Consider the following 12985-nt stretch of genomic DNA (forward strand, 5'->3'; position numbering starts at 1 on the left):
AATCTCGTTGCGAGCGACGATGGGCTGATCTAGCGTCGCCTTATGACACGGATCGCCCTGCCCCTTCTCGCCGCTCTCGCCCTCTCCGCCTGCGCCACCCACCGCGAGCCGGTGACCTATGCCGAGACGGCTTCGGCCGCCGCGCGCGCCGCGGATCAGGTCAACGGCCAAGGCGCCTTGACGCCGCAGCAGGCCTGGGACGCCGGCAATACCGCCTACCTCGCCTGGAATGGGGCCCGGCGCGGCTGGACCACCACCGAAAGCGGCCTGCAATACCGCCGCGTCGGCAAGGCCCACCCCGAGGGTGCTCAGCCCAAGGCGACCGACACGGTCAAGGTCCACTATCGCGGCACCTTCATCGACGGGCGCGAGTTCGACAGTTCCTACGCCCGCAACGAGCCGGCCGAATTCCCCCTGAACCGCGTGATCAAGGGCTGGACCGAGGGCGTGACCCTGATGCGCGTCGGGGAAATCTACGAGTTCGTCATCCCCGCCTCGCTGGGCTATGGCTCGCGCTGGGTCGGTGGAGACGAACTGCCGCCCAACTCGACCCTGCGCTTCTCTGTCGAACTGCTGGACGTCAAGCCGGGTTGACGATCAGCGGCGCCCGGCTTTTCCCAGCAGCCGATCACGCGCGGCGTTGACGCGCGTCGCCAGCCCTTCCGTGCCGCCCTGATCGGGATGGGCGCGGGCCATGGCGCGTTTCCAGGCTGCGCGGATTTCGGCCTCGGTCGCGGCTGGCCCGACGCCTAGTACGGCGCGGGCGTCCGCTTCGCTGATGGGTTCGGATCGGATGATCGGTCGCTGCCGGGACGACCAGGCCAGATAGAGCCCTGCCCCGGCCAACGCCGCCGCCGTCAGCCACGACCCACGAAACGCCGCAAGCGCGCCGCCGGCCAGCAGAACTGCGCCCAGCAGGGTCGCCGTCACGCGCCAGTGAGCGCGTCCGCGTCGCTCGGTCTGTCGGCCCAGCCGCACCAGCGCCCAGACGGCGATCGCCGCCAGGGCCAGCCAGATCAACCCCATCAGGCGATCAGGCCGCCACGTCCAAAGGGCTGAGAACCTGCTCCAGACCCATGGCCATCATCAGATTGCGCATCTCCTGGCGCGCAGCGACGTGGGCCAGGGACACCGCGACCGGCCGGATGTCGTTCGACAGGTCGGCCACCGTCAGGCCGAACGGGAACAGTTCGCGATAGATGACCCGGTCACGCAGGCCGGGACCGACGCGGAAGCCGACGCGCTTGGCCAGCTTGGTCATCCGTTCTTCCAGACGTTTGCGGTTGCGCGCCTCCGCGACGGCGAGGCGATTGGTGACCACCAACCAGTCGATCGTGGCGTGACGGCCCTGGGCGATGGCGCGCTGCTTGCGCGCTTCCCAGACGCTCTCGGAATAGATCGAGGGCTTCAGCAGCTCCAGGGTGACCGGATCCACGTCGCCCAGCAGGTCGAAATCGACGAAGCTGTCGTTCATCGGCGTCACGATCTGGTCGGCGCGGGCGTGGGCGGCGTTCGACACCGCCGTGTCGCCGCCAGGCGTGTCGATCAGGATGCAATCGACACCCCGCGCCGCCGCTTCGTCGAAGGCGCGCTCGAAGGTGGCGATCTGGTCGGCGACGTCCGCCTTGGCCAGGGCCTTGCCGTCGCCCATGTCAGGAATGAACGGCTGGGGCAGATCGTGCCCGTTCGCCCCCAGCCAGGCCAGACGATTGTGGAAGAAGCGCTGCATCGAGCGCTGGCGCAGGTCCAGATCGATGATCGCCACCGAGCGCCCGGCGTGCAGCAGGCCGGTCACGATGTGGATGGCCAGGGTGGACTTACCCGCCCCGCCCTTTTCGTTGCCGAGGACGATCACATGCGGCTGCGTCATTCGAGGGAATCCTCTGTGCCGACCGCGCGACTCAGACTGCGCGGTCCTAGGTCCGCAGAGACTCGGCCTCAAAGCGCCAAACGTCAACGGAACCTTAACGCAGACCTGTGGACGGCGAACCGGGGTCGGTCAGCTGTTGCGCGCGCACCAGGCGTCGGCGACAGCGGCGGAGCGGCATACCGCAGCGGCGGTTTCGGTCGGGACTGGCCCGACCTTCAGCCGCGTCAGGCGACGGCCGCCCACCTCGACCTCCTGATAGATCGGCGACAATCCCGACAGGTCTGACGTGGCCTTCATCCGATCCCAGGCCTGGCGCGCGCCGGCCGCACTGGAATAGGCGCCCAGTTGGATCGTTCTCCCGGTTTCCGTCGCCGCCATGAGACTGGTGGGACGCAACACGGGCGCTTGAACCCGCGAGATCGCCTCATCTGCAACGGCTTTCACGACCGCCGGCGGGGCAGCCCGTACAACCGCGTCGCGCAGCCCGGTATCCTCATCGACGGGACGCAGACCCGCCTGAACGTCTCGAGCGTCCCACATGGCGTGGGGATCCATGACGGCCACCTTGACGGGCGTGAAGCGCATAGGCCGCAGTCCCGCCTTTTCAGCCAGGGTATGCCGGGTTTCGCGACCACCGGCCGAGAGCGGAATGTCGATCGCCGCGACGTTCTCGGCCATCGCGCTGAACCGATGGGGATCGCTATCCACCGCGCCGCAGCCGGCGACGGCGAGGCTGCTGGCGAAGGCCAGGGCGATCAGAACTGGACGGGTCGCTTCTGCGGGCGTCATAAGCACCACCCTAGAGCCCAGACTTTGCGGTCTGGTGCATCAACAGGCTTAAGCGGAAAGGTTAATCGCTTCATCATGACAGACGCCGCCCCCCTCCCCGTCGTCCGCACCGTCGCCGACCTGCGGGCGGTCGTCCGGGACTGGAAACGTCAAGGCCTGAGCGTCGGCATGGTTCCGACCATGGGCGCCCTGCATGAAGGCCACCTGACCCTGGTGCGCGAGGCCGCACGCCGCGCTGACCGCGTCGTCGCCTCCAACTTCGTCAATCCGACCCAGTTCGCGGCGCATGAGGATCTGGGCAAATATCCCCGCCAGCAGGAGGAAGACGCCCGTCTGCTGTCCGGCGCCGGCTGCCATCTGATGTTCGCGCCCTCAGCCGACGCGATGTATCCGGAAGGCTTTGCGACCAGCGTCGCCGTCGCCGGCCCGGCGCTGGGTCTCGAGGGCGATTTCCGGCCTCAGATGTTCGGCGGGGTCGCCCTGGTCGTCACCAAGCTGTTCAACCAGGTCCAGCCCGATGTCGCGGTCTTCGGCGAGAAGGACTACCAACAGCTGATGGTCGTTCGTCGGTTCGTGCGCGACCTGGATCTGCCGGTCGAGATCGTCGGCGCGCCGACGGAGCGGGACGGCTGGGGCTTGGCCCTGTCGTCACGCAACGCCTACCTGTCAGAGACCGAGCTTGAGACCGCGCGGCGGCTGAACGGCATTCTGGCGGAGGCTGGCGTCCATGCCTCAAGCGGCCGCCCCCTGCCCGGCGTCGAGCGTGAAGCCTATGCCGCGCTTCTGAAAGCCGGGTTTGATCGGGTCGATTACGTCGCCATCCGCCACGCCGAGGACCTGACGCCGTTCCGCAACGACATCGTCGACGCCCCCGCCCGCATCCTGGCCGCCGCCTGGCTGGGCAAGACGCGACTGATCGACAATATGGCGGTCTGAAACGACAAGGGCCGCATCCATTCGCCGGATGCGGCCCTATAAGATCAGCCGATCGCGCCGACGCAGCCCTCGGCGTCGCCTGGCGCCAGATCGGCGTCGGTCAGGGCGATGGTCCAGCCATGGTGGGTGTTCAGGCCCCAGCGCCGCGCGCCGCCGCCGTCGCCGGCGTCTCCGCCCGCGGTGACCACCACGCGTCGGCCCTTGGGCAGAGCCGGCGGATCGATCTTGCCGACGGCCAGAGACGTCGGGGTCTCGCCGCCGTAGCCGTCGAACACGCTCAGCATCGACCATTCTCGACGCAGCCCCATCCACCAGGCGTCCTCGGTATTGATCGCCAGCACGGCGATGCCGTGGCCCTCGGCGGCGAAAGCCAGAGCCTTTTGCGGATCGCGCACCATCTTGATGTCTGCAGCGGCGCCGAAGCGCAGGCGCGCGCCATCATAGGCGCGGGTCGGTTCGATCGGGGCCCAGACCTGCACCTGAAGCCGGCCCTGGCGCGCCAGGCCCCATCCGACGATCTCGCGCCACAGATGTTCGACCGCCTCTACGTTCTCGGGCTTGGCCTGCTTCAGCATGCGCGAAAGGACGGTCTGCTCGCGATCGGGACGCAGCTTGGTGTGCGGTCCGGTGGGCGCGTCCTTGGCCCGGCCGACGGTGGCGGCGATGGCGAGGCGTTGCTCGAACAGCGCCAGGATCTGGTCATCGATGCCGTCGATTTCGGCGCGCAGGGCGGCCAGCGCCTGCTGTTCGGGGGTCAGGTCGGCCATGTCAGGCCAGACTTGCTGAAGATTGGAATGGGGCATGAGAAAGGGCTTTCGGCATTCTGAGATTCGATATGTGCAGGGGCGAACCGCCGCTCTCGTCCAGAGCGGTCGCCGGTGAAGCAGTCAGGGACGGAGTGCGCCCGACGCCTCAGCCGGCGTATCGAAAGCCGTAAAAGCCGTAGCCGAAATAGAGGCCGGAAACCGCGCGCGAACGGTCGAAAGAAACAGAAAGAGCGCGCAGGCGGGACATGGTCCGGTTCCGGTTTATGCGGATCGTGTTGCGATCCGTGGGTGTCTTAAGGACGCAAAGACCGTGCGCCGTCAACCCTCAGGGAAGCTCAACAGGACAAAACGCGTCTGATTATCGCCGGAATCCTGCAAGTCGTTGCGCAGGATCGACAGGCCGTACACCTCGGCGGCGCCCACCGGGGCGATGGCCGCCCGCGTCGGATCGCCCGCTTCGGCGACGTCGCGGGCCGCGCCTGCGGTATCGAAATGCTCGATAACCTCGACATTCAAACCGGCGAGCGTGCCCTTGCACTGGGCCAGGGCGATGGGGTGGCTTTCGACCGTGCGGATGTCGGACAGGCGCGCGCCGTCGACCGCCATCAGCGCATGACGGATCGGCCGCCAGACCTCGGCGACGGGCTCCACGCCAAGCCCGCCTACCAGGGTCGCGGCCGGCTCGACCACGCCTATGGTCGAGTTCTCGACCGGGATCAGGGCGCAACCGCAGTCGCCGGCGCGCAGCGCATCGAGGGCCTGGGCGAAGGTTTCGAACGCCACAGCCTCGTCCCACGGACGCAGGGCCAGACAGGCCTCATGGCTGAACGATCCGGGCGCGCCCTGATAGGCGACCCGGCCGGGCTTTTCTTCACTTGCAGCCGCTGATTGCATCGATCACTCCCTCGGTGTCGGATCGATCTGGCGCTGCCTCGGTGGCGTCACCATGACCGGATCGGCCCGCATTTGAGGCGCTGACGACGGCTAGGCCGCCGCCGACTGCGCCACCCGCCCGGCCTTCAGCCGCTCCGCCACCAGGAAGGCCAGTTCCAGCGCCTGGTCGGCGTTCAGGCGCGGGTCGCAGTGAGTGTGATAACGATTGGACAAGTCATCCTCGGTGACCGCCTGGGCGCCGCCGATGCACTCGGTGACGTTCTGGCCGGTCATTTCCAAGTGGACGCCGCCGGGGTGGACCCCTTCCGCCTCGGCCACGTCGATGAAGGTTCTCACCTCGCCCATAATCCGGTCGAACGGCCGGGTCTTGTAGCCGTTGCCGGCCTTCAACGTGTTGCCGTGCATCGGATCGATGGACCAGATCACCTTGCGGCCCGAGGCCTTCACCTCGCGCATCAGCTTGGGCAGGCGCTCACTGACCTTGTCGTGACCGAAGCGTCCGATCAGCGTCAGACGACCCGAGACATTGTCCGGGTTCAGGGCGTCGATCAGCGGCAGCAGATCGTCGGACGTCATGGTCGGTCCGCACTTCACGCCGATGGGATTCTTGATCCCCTTCATGAACTCGACGTGGGCGCCGTCCAGCTGACGCGTGCGCTCGCCGATCCACAGCATATGGGCCGAGGTGTCGAACCACTCGCCGGAACCGCCGTCCAGACGCGTCAGGGCGCTCTCGACGTTCAGCAGCAGGGCCTCGTGGCTGGTGAAGACCTCGACCCGGCTTAGATCCGGATGGGTCTCGGGCGTGACGCCGACCGCCTCCATGAAGGCCAGGGCCTCGGTGATCTTGTCAGCAAGCTCGCGGTACTGCGCGCCGGCGGCGTTGTCTCCGGCGAAGCCCAGGGTCCAGCGATGGATGTTGTACAGGTCGGCATAGCCGCCGCCAGCGAAGGCCCGCAGCAGGTTCAGCGTCGAGGCCGACTGGTTGTAGGCGCGGATCAGACGCTGCGGATCGGGCGCGCGCTCTTCCGGCGTGAAGCCCATGCCGTTGATGATGTCGCCGCGATAGCTGGGCAGTTCGACGCCGTCGATCTCCTCCAGCGGAGACGAACGGGGCTTGGCGAACTGGCCGGCGATCCGGCCCACCTTCACCACCGGCTTGCGCCCGGCGAAGGTCAGCACGACCGCCATCTGAAGGATCAGGCGGAAGGTGTCGCGGATATTGTCGGTCGAGAACTCCTTAAAGCTCTCGGCGCAGTCGCCGCCCTGCAGCAGGAAGGCGTCGCCCCGCTCGACCTGCGCCAGCTTCGACGTCAGGCGCCGCGCTTCGCCGGCGAAGACCAGCGGCGGCAAGGCGCGCAGCTCGTCTTCCACCCGCGCGAGGGCGGCAGGATCCGGATAGTCCGCCGGCATATGCAGGGCGGTCTTTGTTCTCCAGCTTTCAGGGGTCCAGCGTGTCATCGCGCAAGAATAGGACTTCGCGCCTATTCAAACAACGAAAAGACAGGAGGATTTTGCCGCGAAATGTCAGTCTTCCGAAGAAGGCGACTTTTCCGCCGCAGCTTCAGCTTTGCGTTCGGCCTTGGCCGCCGCCTTCTCGGCCGCCTTCAGCGCTGCGGCGCGCTCGCGTTCCTGACGCTCAAAGCTGTAGTTGGGTTTGCGAGCCATCGGCGTTCTCGTCTCATATCTTGATTCGACAGCGAAGGTGGCGATGCATCGCGGTCAGCGCAATCGCAAAAGCCCGACGCCCGAGGATTGCTCGTCAGAGCAGACGCTCCTTACCGGTCAACATCTTGGTCGCGGCGTCCAGAGCGATCAGTATGCGAGCGAAAAAGGTCATGGACGACAAACGCCCAACACAGCCGCGCGTTCAGCCCCGCGAGCATTCGTCGCGGCGCAGATCAGATGTCGGAAGGAAAGAATGGTGGACGCGACAGGGATTGAACCTGTGACCCCCTCGGTGTGAACGAGGTGCTCTCCCGCTGAGCTACGCGTCCTTGCCTTGCGGAGGCGGCGACATAGCCCGGTCGCCGGCCCCGCGCAAGCGCCTGTTTCAGATTCCGGCGGCGCGAACGCCTTCGGGCGTATCGGCTTCCGGGTCGCCCGGCAGCCAGGCGACGTGACCGCTGTAGATGTCCTGGTTGAGGATGCCCTCTTCCTTGGCGACCAGCACCGGCACCAGCATCTGTCCGGTGACGTTGGTCGCGGTGCGCATCATGTCGATGATCCGGTCGATGGCGACGATATAGCCGATGCCTTCCAGCGGCAGGCCGGCGGTCGACAGGGTCAGGGTCAGCATGACGATGCTGGTCCCCGGCACGCCGGCCGTCCCCAGCGAGCCGAGCACCGCCGTCAGGCCGATCAGAACATATTGGGTCAGCGTCAGATCGATCTTGAAATACTGGGCGATGAAGATCGAGGCGATGGCCGGATAGATGGCCCCGCACCCGTCCATCTTCACATTGGCCCCCAGGGGCACGGCGAAAGCGGCATAAGCCTGTGGCACGCCCAGCCGCTCAACCGTCTGGCGCAGGGTGATCGGCAACGTCCCCAGCGAGGATGAGGTCGCAAATGCGGTCTGCTGGGCCGCGAAGGCGCCGCGGAAGAAGCTGGTCACTTTCAGGCCATGCACCTTCAGCAGGCCCGAATAGACGATCAGGATGTGGAACAGGCAGGCGGCGTAGATGGCCAGGATGAACTTCACCAGAGGCAGCAGCGCCTCCCAGCCGTAGCCGCCGACGACCGATCCGATCAGGCCGAACACGCCGATGGGCGTCAACTGGATCACCCAGCGGGTGATGCGGAAGATGATGGCCGCACCCTCATCCACCAGACGCCGAACGCCCTGCGCCCGGTCGCCCAGCGCCACCAGGGCCATGCCGACCAGGGCCGAGAAGAAGATGATCTGAAGCACCTTGCCTTCGGCCAGGGCCGCGAACGGATTGGTCGGCACGACGCCGATCAAGACTTCCAGCGGCGTCGGGATTACGCGCTCTTTCACCTCGCCCAGCGGCAGGTTGGACAGGCCGACGCCCGGATTGATGATGTGACCGAAGGCGAAACCGACCAGCACAGCAAGCAGCGACGTGATGGCGAACCAGAGGATGGTCCGCACCCCCAACCGCACGGCCCCCGCCCCTTCCCCCAGCTTGGCGATGGAACTGGCGATGGTGAACAGCACCAGCGGCGCCACCACCATGCGGATCAGGTTCAGATAGACGTCGCCGATCGGCTGAAGCCAGGTCTCGGCCCGCTCGCGCAGGATCAGCCCGGCGATGATGCCGAGGATGAAGCCGGCGGCGGTCCGCTGCCACAGCGGGATCTTGAAAAAGCGAGCGAGCATGACGGCACTTTCAGCAGGGGTGCGCCAATCTGTCCATCGCCATGGCGATCCGCAACCGCAGCAGCGATCATTCAGCCGACAGATTTCCTGTCGGCTGGCTTCAGAATTTCAGCGCCCGCCTTACGTAGAAGTCGGAGAGGATGCCGTCGATCGCCTCTTCTACGTCTCCGAAGGCGTCGATCAGCACGTCCCCGCCCAGGTCTTCGACGGGCGTCGGCGTGAAGCCGAAGGTCGTCAGAATGCAGGGCATGCCGGCGTCTCGGGCGGCATCCGCATCCGGTGCAGCGTCACCCACCATGATGGCCCGTTCGGGATCACCTGCTGCGATCACGACGGCCTCCTTCAGATGGGCGCCCGAGGGCTTGCGCGCGCTGACCCGATCCGGCCCGACGATGGCGGCGAAATGTCGGGTCAGGTCCAGTTTGCCCAACAACAGCTCCGACAGGTCCGAACGCTTATTGGTGGCCACGACCAGGATTGCGCCCCGCGCGCTGAGCCGCTCCAGCGTCTCGACCACGCCCTCGAAAGGCTGTGAGCCGTCGGCGATATGGGCGGCGTAATCGGCCAGGAACCGCTCGAACAGATCGTCGGACTTTGCCCGCTCGACCGACGCGCCGGCGGCTTCGAAACCGTGCACCAGCAGCGCCCGAGCGCCCGATCCGATCAGCGTCGAGGCGGACTCCATCGGCACGGGCGGCAACCCCTCCTCGACCAGAATCCGGTTCAGCGTGCCGATCAGATCCGGGGCGGAATCGACCAGCGTCCCATCCAGGTCGAAGGCGATGGTCCAGCCTTCCAGGTCGCGATCGCTCATCCACATCTCCCGCTGGCCCGCATGATGGGCTAGATCGCAGGACGACTAGACTGCGAGACGATTCATGACCAGCCAGACACGCGCCCGCGCCGCCATCATTCTCGCCGCCGGCCAGGGCACGCGGATGAAGTCGCCGTTGCCCAAGGTGCTGCACACCGTCGCCCACCGCGCCATGCTGGACCACGCCATCGATGCGGCGGACGGCCTGGGGTGCGAACGCATCGTCGTCGTGGTCGGCAATCACTCGCCGGAGGTCCGGGCCCATGTCGTCAAGCGGCTGGGCGAGGCCGCCATTGCGGTCCAGGACCCGCCGCTCGGCACCGGCCATGCGGTGCGCGCCGCCGAACAGGCGCTGGCCGGCTTCGACGGCGAGGTGGTCGTCACCTATGGCGACGTTCCTTTGCTGAAGGCCGCCGACATCGAGCCCGTCTTCAATGCCGACGGCGTCACCGTCATCGGGTTCGAGGCTCGCGATCCGGGCGCCTACGGCCGTCTGATCGTCGAAGGCGACACCCTGACCGCCATCACGGAGGCCAAGGAGGCGTCGGCCGAGATTCTCGCCATCACCGCCTGCAACTCGGGCGTCATGGCCGCGCCGGCCGGCCTGCTCTTCTCGCTGCTGGCCGAGGTGAAGAACGAAAACGCCAAGGGCGAATACTATCTGACGGATGTCGTCGCTCTGGCCCGCCAAGGCGGCCACCCGACCCGCGCCGTCTTCGCCGCAGAGGATGCGGTGATGGGCGTCAACTCCCAGGCCGAGCTGGCTCAGGCCGAGGCCCTGTTCCAGACCGTGCAACGCGACACCTTCCTGGCGGCCGGCGTGACGATGGCGGCGCCCGAAACCGTCCATTTCGCCTGGGACACCCAGATCGGCGGCGGGACGGTCGTCGAACCCTTCGTGGTCTTCGGCCCTGGTGCGGTCATCGAGGGCGGCGCGCGCATTCGCAGCTTCAGCCATATCGAGGGCGCGCGGGTCGCGGCCGGCGCCGAGGTCGGTCCCTATGCGCGCCTGCGTCCCGGCGCGGACCTGGCGACCGGGGTCAAGGTCGGCAACTTCGTCGAGGTCAAGAACGTGAAGATGGCCGAAGGCGCCAAGGCCAATCATTTGGCCTATCTGGGCGACGGATCGGTCGGCGCCGGCGCCAACGTCGGCGCAGGCACGATCTTCTGCAACTACGACGGCTTCAACAAGGCTCAGACCCAGGTCGGCGCCGGCGCTTTCGTCGGATCGAACTCCAGCCTGGTGGCCCCGGTGGTCATCGGCGACGGTGCCCTGATCGCCTCCGGTTCCGTCATCACCGAGGACGTGCCCGCCGACGCCATGGCCTTCGGCCGCGCGCGTCAGACCGTCAAACCCGAAGCGGCCGCTGGTTTCCGGAAAACCGCAAGAGGCAGGAACGATTCCAAGACGAGCTAAATAAAGTCAGATGATCCTACATCCTGCGCCCAGTGTGTCTGACGCGGGACCAATAACGAGATTCAGAGGCTCGTCGCCAAAGTCGAGGCCTAGAGTGCCCTGACGCACGCGCTCTCGAACGGCAGACACGTCAAGATCGCCATAGACTTCGATCCGCCATCCGGTCTCTCCGCTCGTTCGGTCCCTAGTTTGGGAGACCCAAGCCGAGTGAATAGCGGGATGATCAAGCACCGCTTTCATATTAGCGATCAAAGCCGTGGGCATTTGCTCTGGCGTCAACACTTCAATGTTCGGATTATCCACTGTCGGCTGAGCGTCGCCTGCTCTAGCCAAAATCGCGGCGATATCAGAAGGCGAAAGAACCAGGCCTACCTGCTGCCCCGGATTCAGCACGATCCAGCCGCTCTCGAATGCCTCCAAAAGGTGACGTCCGCGAATACCCATGCTGGCAGGTTCGCCGAAGACAGCAGTGGCGAATTCTGGTCGAGAGAACGCAGCCGTTGCTTGACGCTCGTCATCCAAACTCAAGCCGTTCAATCTGAACGGAACATCTCTCCCAAAAACAGTTCCCTCAGGAGGCGCTCCGTCAGTCGGAGAGACATACAGTTCAGCGCCAAGCAGCGCAGTTTCTACCCCACCTGATCGTGACGGATCGGCCAAGGCGGCTTCTAAAAGCGCTTCAAACGGGCTTTGGGACGACACGACTGGCCTCAAAAATCTGGAACTAGGCTGTGGAATAGCATGATTGTTCGCTCTTCAAAGACCAAAGCCCTTCTCGGCATCTTCGACAGCCCATAAGAAGCGAGCATGAACGCAGATGCTCAGAAGCGCCTTTCCGGCGAGGCCGCCGCTGCCCATGTGGAGGCTGGCATGATCGTCGGCCTGGGCACCGGATCCACCGCAGCCTGGTTCGTCAAGGCGCTGGCGGCGCGCAACCTGCCCGACCTGCGCTGCGTGCCCACATCGGAGAAGACCGCAGACTTGGCGCGCGAACTCGGGCTGACGTTGTCGACGCTGGAGGACACGCCGCGCATCGATCTGACGGTGGACGGCGCCGACGAGATCGGGCCGGGCCTGGCGCTGATCAAGGGCGGCGGCGCGGCCCTGCTGCGCGAGAAGCTGGTTTGGGAGGCCTCGGCCCGCTGCATCGTCATCGCCGACGCGGCCAAGGTCGTACCTGTGCTGGGAACCTTCCCGCTGCCGATCGAGGTCGTCGCCTTCGGTCACAAGACGACGGCCAACCGCATCGCCGATGTGCTGATCGACCATGACATCAACCAGCCGGCGCGCGTGCGTCAGGCGGATCGCGGCCTGGTCCGCACCGACGGCGGTAATCTGATCTATGACGCGGGCTGCAAGGCGATCCACGATCCGGTCCGTCTGGCCGACGATCTGAAACTGATCACCGGCGTGGTGGAGCACGGGCTGTTTCTGGATCTCGCCGACCTGGCCATCATCGGCACGGACGAGGGCGTTGAGGAGCGTCTTCCCTAGGACACGCCCCGGCGGCTCAGCACCGCTGGAACCGTGCGCGCCAGGATGGCCAGATAGACGCCGATGGTGCGGTTTCTGACGAACCAGACATCCATCGCCACACGGCGCGGATAGGGCACGGCGTTGCGCCCCGACACCTGCCACAGCCCTGTCAGGCCCGGGCGGACCGCGCAGTAGTCGGCCAGTCGACGCCCGTATCGCGCCACCTCGTCGATCACGATCGGTCGGGGGCCCACCAGCGACATCTCCCCCCTCAACACATTGATCAGCTGCGGCAGCTCATCCAGGCTGGATTGTCGCAAAAGCAGGCCCAGTGATGTGACGCGCGGATCGTGTGTCAGCTTTCGCATCGCCTGCCATTCCGGATCAGAGGCTGACGGCAGGTCCTGCTCCGCGCCCATCCTCATCGAGCGAAACTTGAGACAGTCGAATACTCGGCCGTCGCGCCCGATCCGCTGCTGGCGAAAGATCGCGGCCCCTCCGTCCTGCGCCCTGACGCCCAGAGCAATGAAAACGAAGAGCGGCCAGGTCAGAAGCAGGCCTATCAGGGCGAAGACGACATCCATGGCGCGGGTCGGGTCGTGACGAACACGGCGCCGAGACGCACCGACGCCGCGTGTCGACGTCACTCCGCACCCGGCCAATTCCGATATCGACATTC

At 66.2% G+C, this 12985-nt stretch carries 15 protein-coding genes and 1 tRNA gene; 4 read left to right on the forward strand and 12 right to left on the reverse strand.

Features of this window, described 5'->3' with window-relative positions; translation table 11 throughout:
* Positions 1 to 42 precede the first annotated feature (42 nt).
* A complete protein-coding gene (locus LG306_RS12515) occupies positions 43 to 594 on the forward strand; it encodes an FKBP-type peptidyl-prolyl cis-trans isomerase (protein ID WP_404414977.1) in 552 nt (183 codons plus the stop codon).
* A 3-nt stretch (positions 595 to 597) separates the two neighbouring features.
* Here LG306_RS12515 and LG306_RS12520 read toward each other — a convergent pair whose 3' ends face one another.
* The 3 genes from LG306_RS12520 to LG306_RS12530 all read right to left on the reverse strand — a co-directional run bounded on the left by LG306_RS12520 (position 598) and on the right by LG306_RS12530 (position 2659).
* Entirely contained in the window at positions 598 to 1026 is a 429-nt protein-coding gene (locus tag LG306_RS12520; RefSeq protein ID WP_404414979.1) for a molecular chaperone DnaJ, read from the reverse strand.
* 7 nt (positions 1027 to 1033) lie between these two features.
* Positions 1034 to 1870 (reverse strand): division plane positioning ATPase MipZ, encoded by an 837-nt coding sequence (locus tag LG306_RS12525; RefSeq protein WP_404414982.1) that lies wholly within the window; start codon positions 1868 to 1870, stop codon positions 1034 to 1036.
* Between the two features lie 129 nt (positions 1871 to 1999).
* Positions 2000 to 2659: an SPOR domain-containing protein gene (locus LG306_RS12530; protein ID WP_404414985.1), complete on the reverse strand. Its 660-nt coding sequence runs from the start codon at positions 2657 to 2659 to the stop codon at positions 2000 to 2002.
* 75 nt (positions 2660 to 2734) lie between these two features.
* Between LG306_RS12530 and panC the strand changes: the two genes are divergently transcribed.
* Positions 2735 to 3595 (forward strand): pantoate--beta-alanine ligase, encoded by an 861-nt coding sequence (gene panC, locus LG306_RS12535; protein ID WP_404414988.1) that lies wholly within the window; start codon positions 2735 to 2737, stop codon positions 3593 to 3595.
* A 44-nt stretch (positions 3596 to 3639) separates the two neighbouring features.
* Here panC and LG306_RS12540 read toward each other — a convergent pair whose 3' ends face one another.
* The 7 genes from LG306_RS12540 to LG306_RS12570 all read right to left on the reverse strand — a co-directional run bounded on the left by LG306_RS12540 (position 3640) and on the right by LG306_RS12570 (position 9419).
* Positions 3640 to 4362, reverse strand: coding sequence for a chorismate mutase (locus LG306_RS12540; RefSeq protein ID WP_404414991.1), 723 nt, complete (start codon positions 4360 to 4362; stop codon positions 3640 to 3642).
* Between the two features lie 318 nt (positions 4363 to 4680).
* Positions 4681 to 5256 carry a prephenate dehydratase domain-containing protein gene (locus LG306_RS12545; RefSeq protein WP_404414994.1) on the reverse strand — a complete coding sequence of 192 codons (576 nt, stop codon included), beginning with the start codon at positions 5254 to 5256 and terminating at the stop codon, positions 4681 to 4683.
* Positions 5257 to 5346: 90 nt separating this feature from the next.
* Positions 5347 to 6717 (reverse strand): class II 3-deoxy-7-phosphoheptulonate synthase, encoded by a 1371-nt coding sequence (locus tag LG306_RS12550; protein ID WP_404414997.1) that lies wholly within the window; start codon positions 6715 to 6717, stop codon positions 5347 to 5349.
* A gap of 66 nt (positions 6718 to 6783) precedes the next feature.
* Entirely contained in the window at positions 6784 to 6924 is a 141-nt protein-coding gene (locus LG306_RS12555) for a hypothetical protein (protein WP_165116349.1), read from the reverse strand.
* 254 nt (positions 6925 to 7178) lie between these two features.
* Positions 7179 to 7253: transfer RNA gene (locus LG306_RS12560), tRNA-Val, on the reverse strand.
* A gap of 56 nt (positions 7254 to 7309) precedes the next feature.
* The gene (locus tag LG306_RS12565; RefSeq protein WP_404415000.1) at positions 7310 to 8599 is read right to left on the reverse strand and encodes a dicarboxylate/amino acid:cation symporter; all 1290 of its coding nucleotides are present in this window, start codon (positions 8597 to 8599) and stop codon (positions 7310 to 7312) included.
* A gap of 100 nt (positions 8600 to 8699) precedes the next feature.
* Complete coding sequence (locus LG306_RS12570) at positions 8700 to 9419, reverse strand: HAD-IA family hydrolase (protein ID WP_404415003.1); 720 nt, start codon at positions 9417 to 9419, stop codon at positions 8700 to 8702.
* A gap of 58 nt (positions 9420 to 9477) precedes the next feature.
* Between LG306_RS12570 and glmU the strand changes: the two genes are divergently transcribed.
* Positions 9478 to 10830 (forward strand): bifunctional UDP-N-acetylglucosamine diphosphorylase/glucosamine-1-phosphate N-acetyltransferase GlmU, encoded by a 1353-nt coding sequence (glmU, locus tag LG306_RS12575; RefSeq protein WP_404415006.1) that lies wholly within the window; start codon positions 9478 to 9480, stop codon positions 10828 to 10830.
* Between the two features lie 6 nt (positions 10831 to 10836).
* Here glmU and LG306_RS12580 read toward each other — a convergent pair whose 3' ends face one another.
* Positions 10837 to 11532, reverse strand: coding sequence for an SseB family protein (locus tag LG306_RS12580; RefSeq protein WP_404415009.1), 696 nt, complete (start codon positions 11530 to 11532; stop codon positions 10837 to 10839).
* 105 nt (positions 11533 to 11637) lie between these two features.
* Here LG306_RS12580 and rpiA point away from each other — a divergent pair, with 105 nt between their 5' ends.
* A complete protein-coding gene (rpiA, locus tag LG306_RS12585) occupies positions 11638 to 12324 on the forward strand; it encodes a ribose-5-phosphate isomerase RpiA (RefSeq protein WP_404415012.1) in 687 nt (228 codons plus the stop codon).
* On the opposite strand, the gene LG306_RS12590 is transcribed toward rpiA, so the two are convergent.
* Complete coding sequence (locus LG306_RS12590; protein ID WP_404415014.1) at positions 12321 to 12890, reverse strand: sugar transferase; 570 nt, start codon at positions 12888 to 12890, stop codon at positions 12321 to 12323. The two genes, rpiA and LG306_RS12590, sit on opposite strands and share 4 nt — an antisense overlap.
* Positions 12891 to 12985: the final 95 nt, after the last annotated feature.

The organism is Brevundimonas vesicularis (assembly GCF_044807075.1).
Classification (GTDB): Bacteria; Pseudomonadota; Alphaproteobacteria; order Caulobacterales; family Caulobacteraceae; genus Brevundimonas; species Brevundimonas vesicularis_G.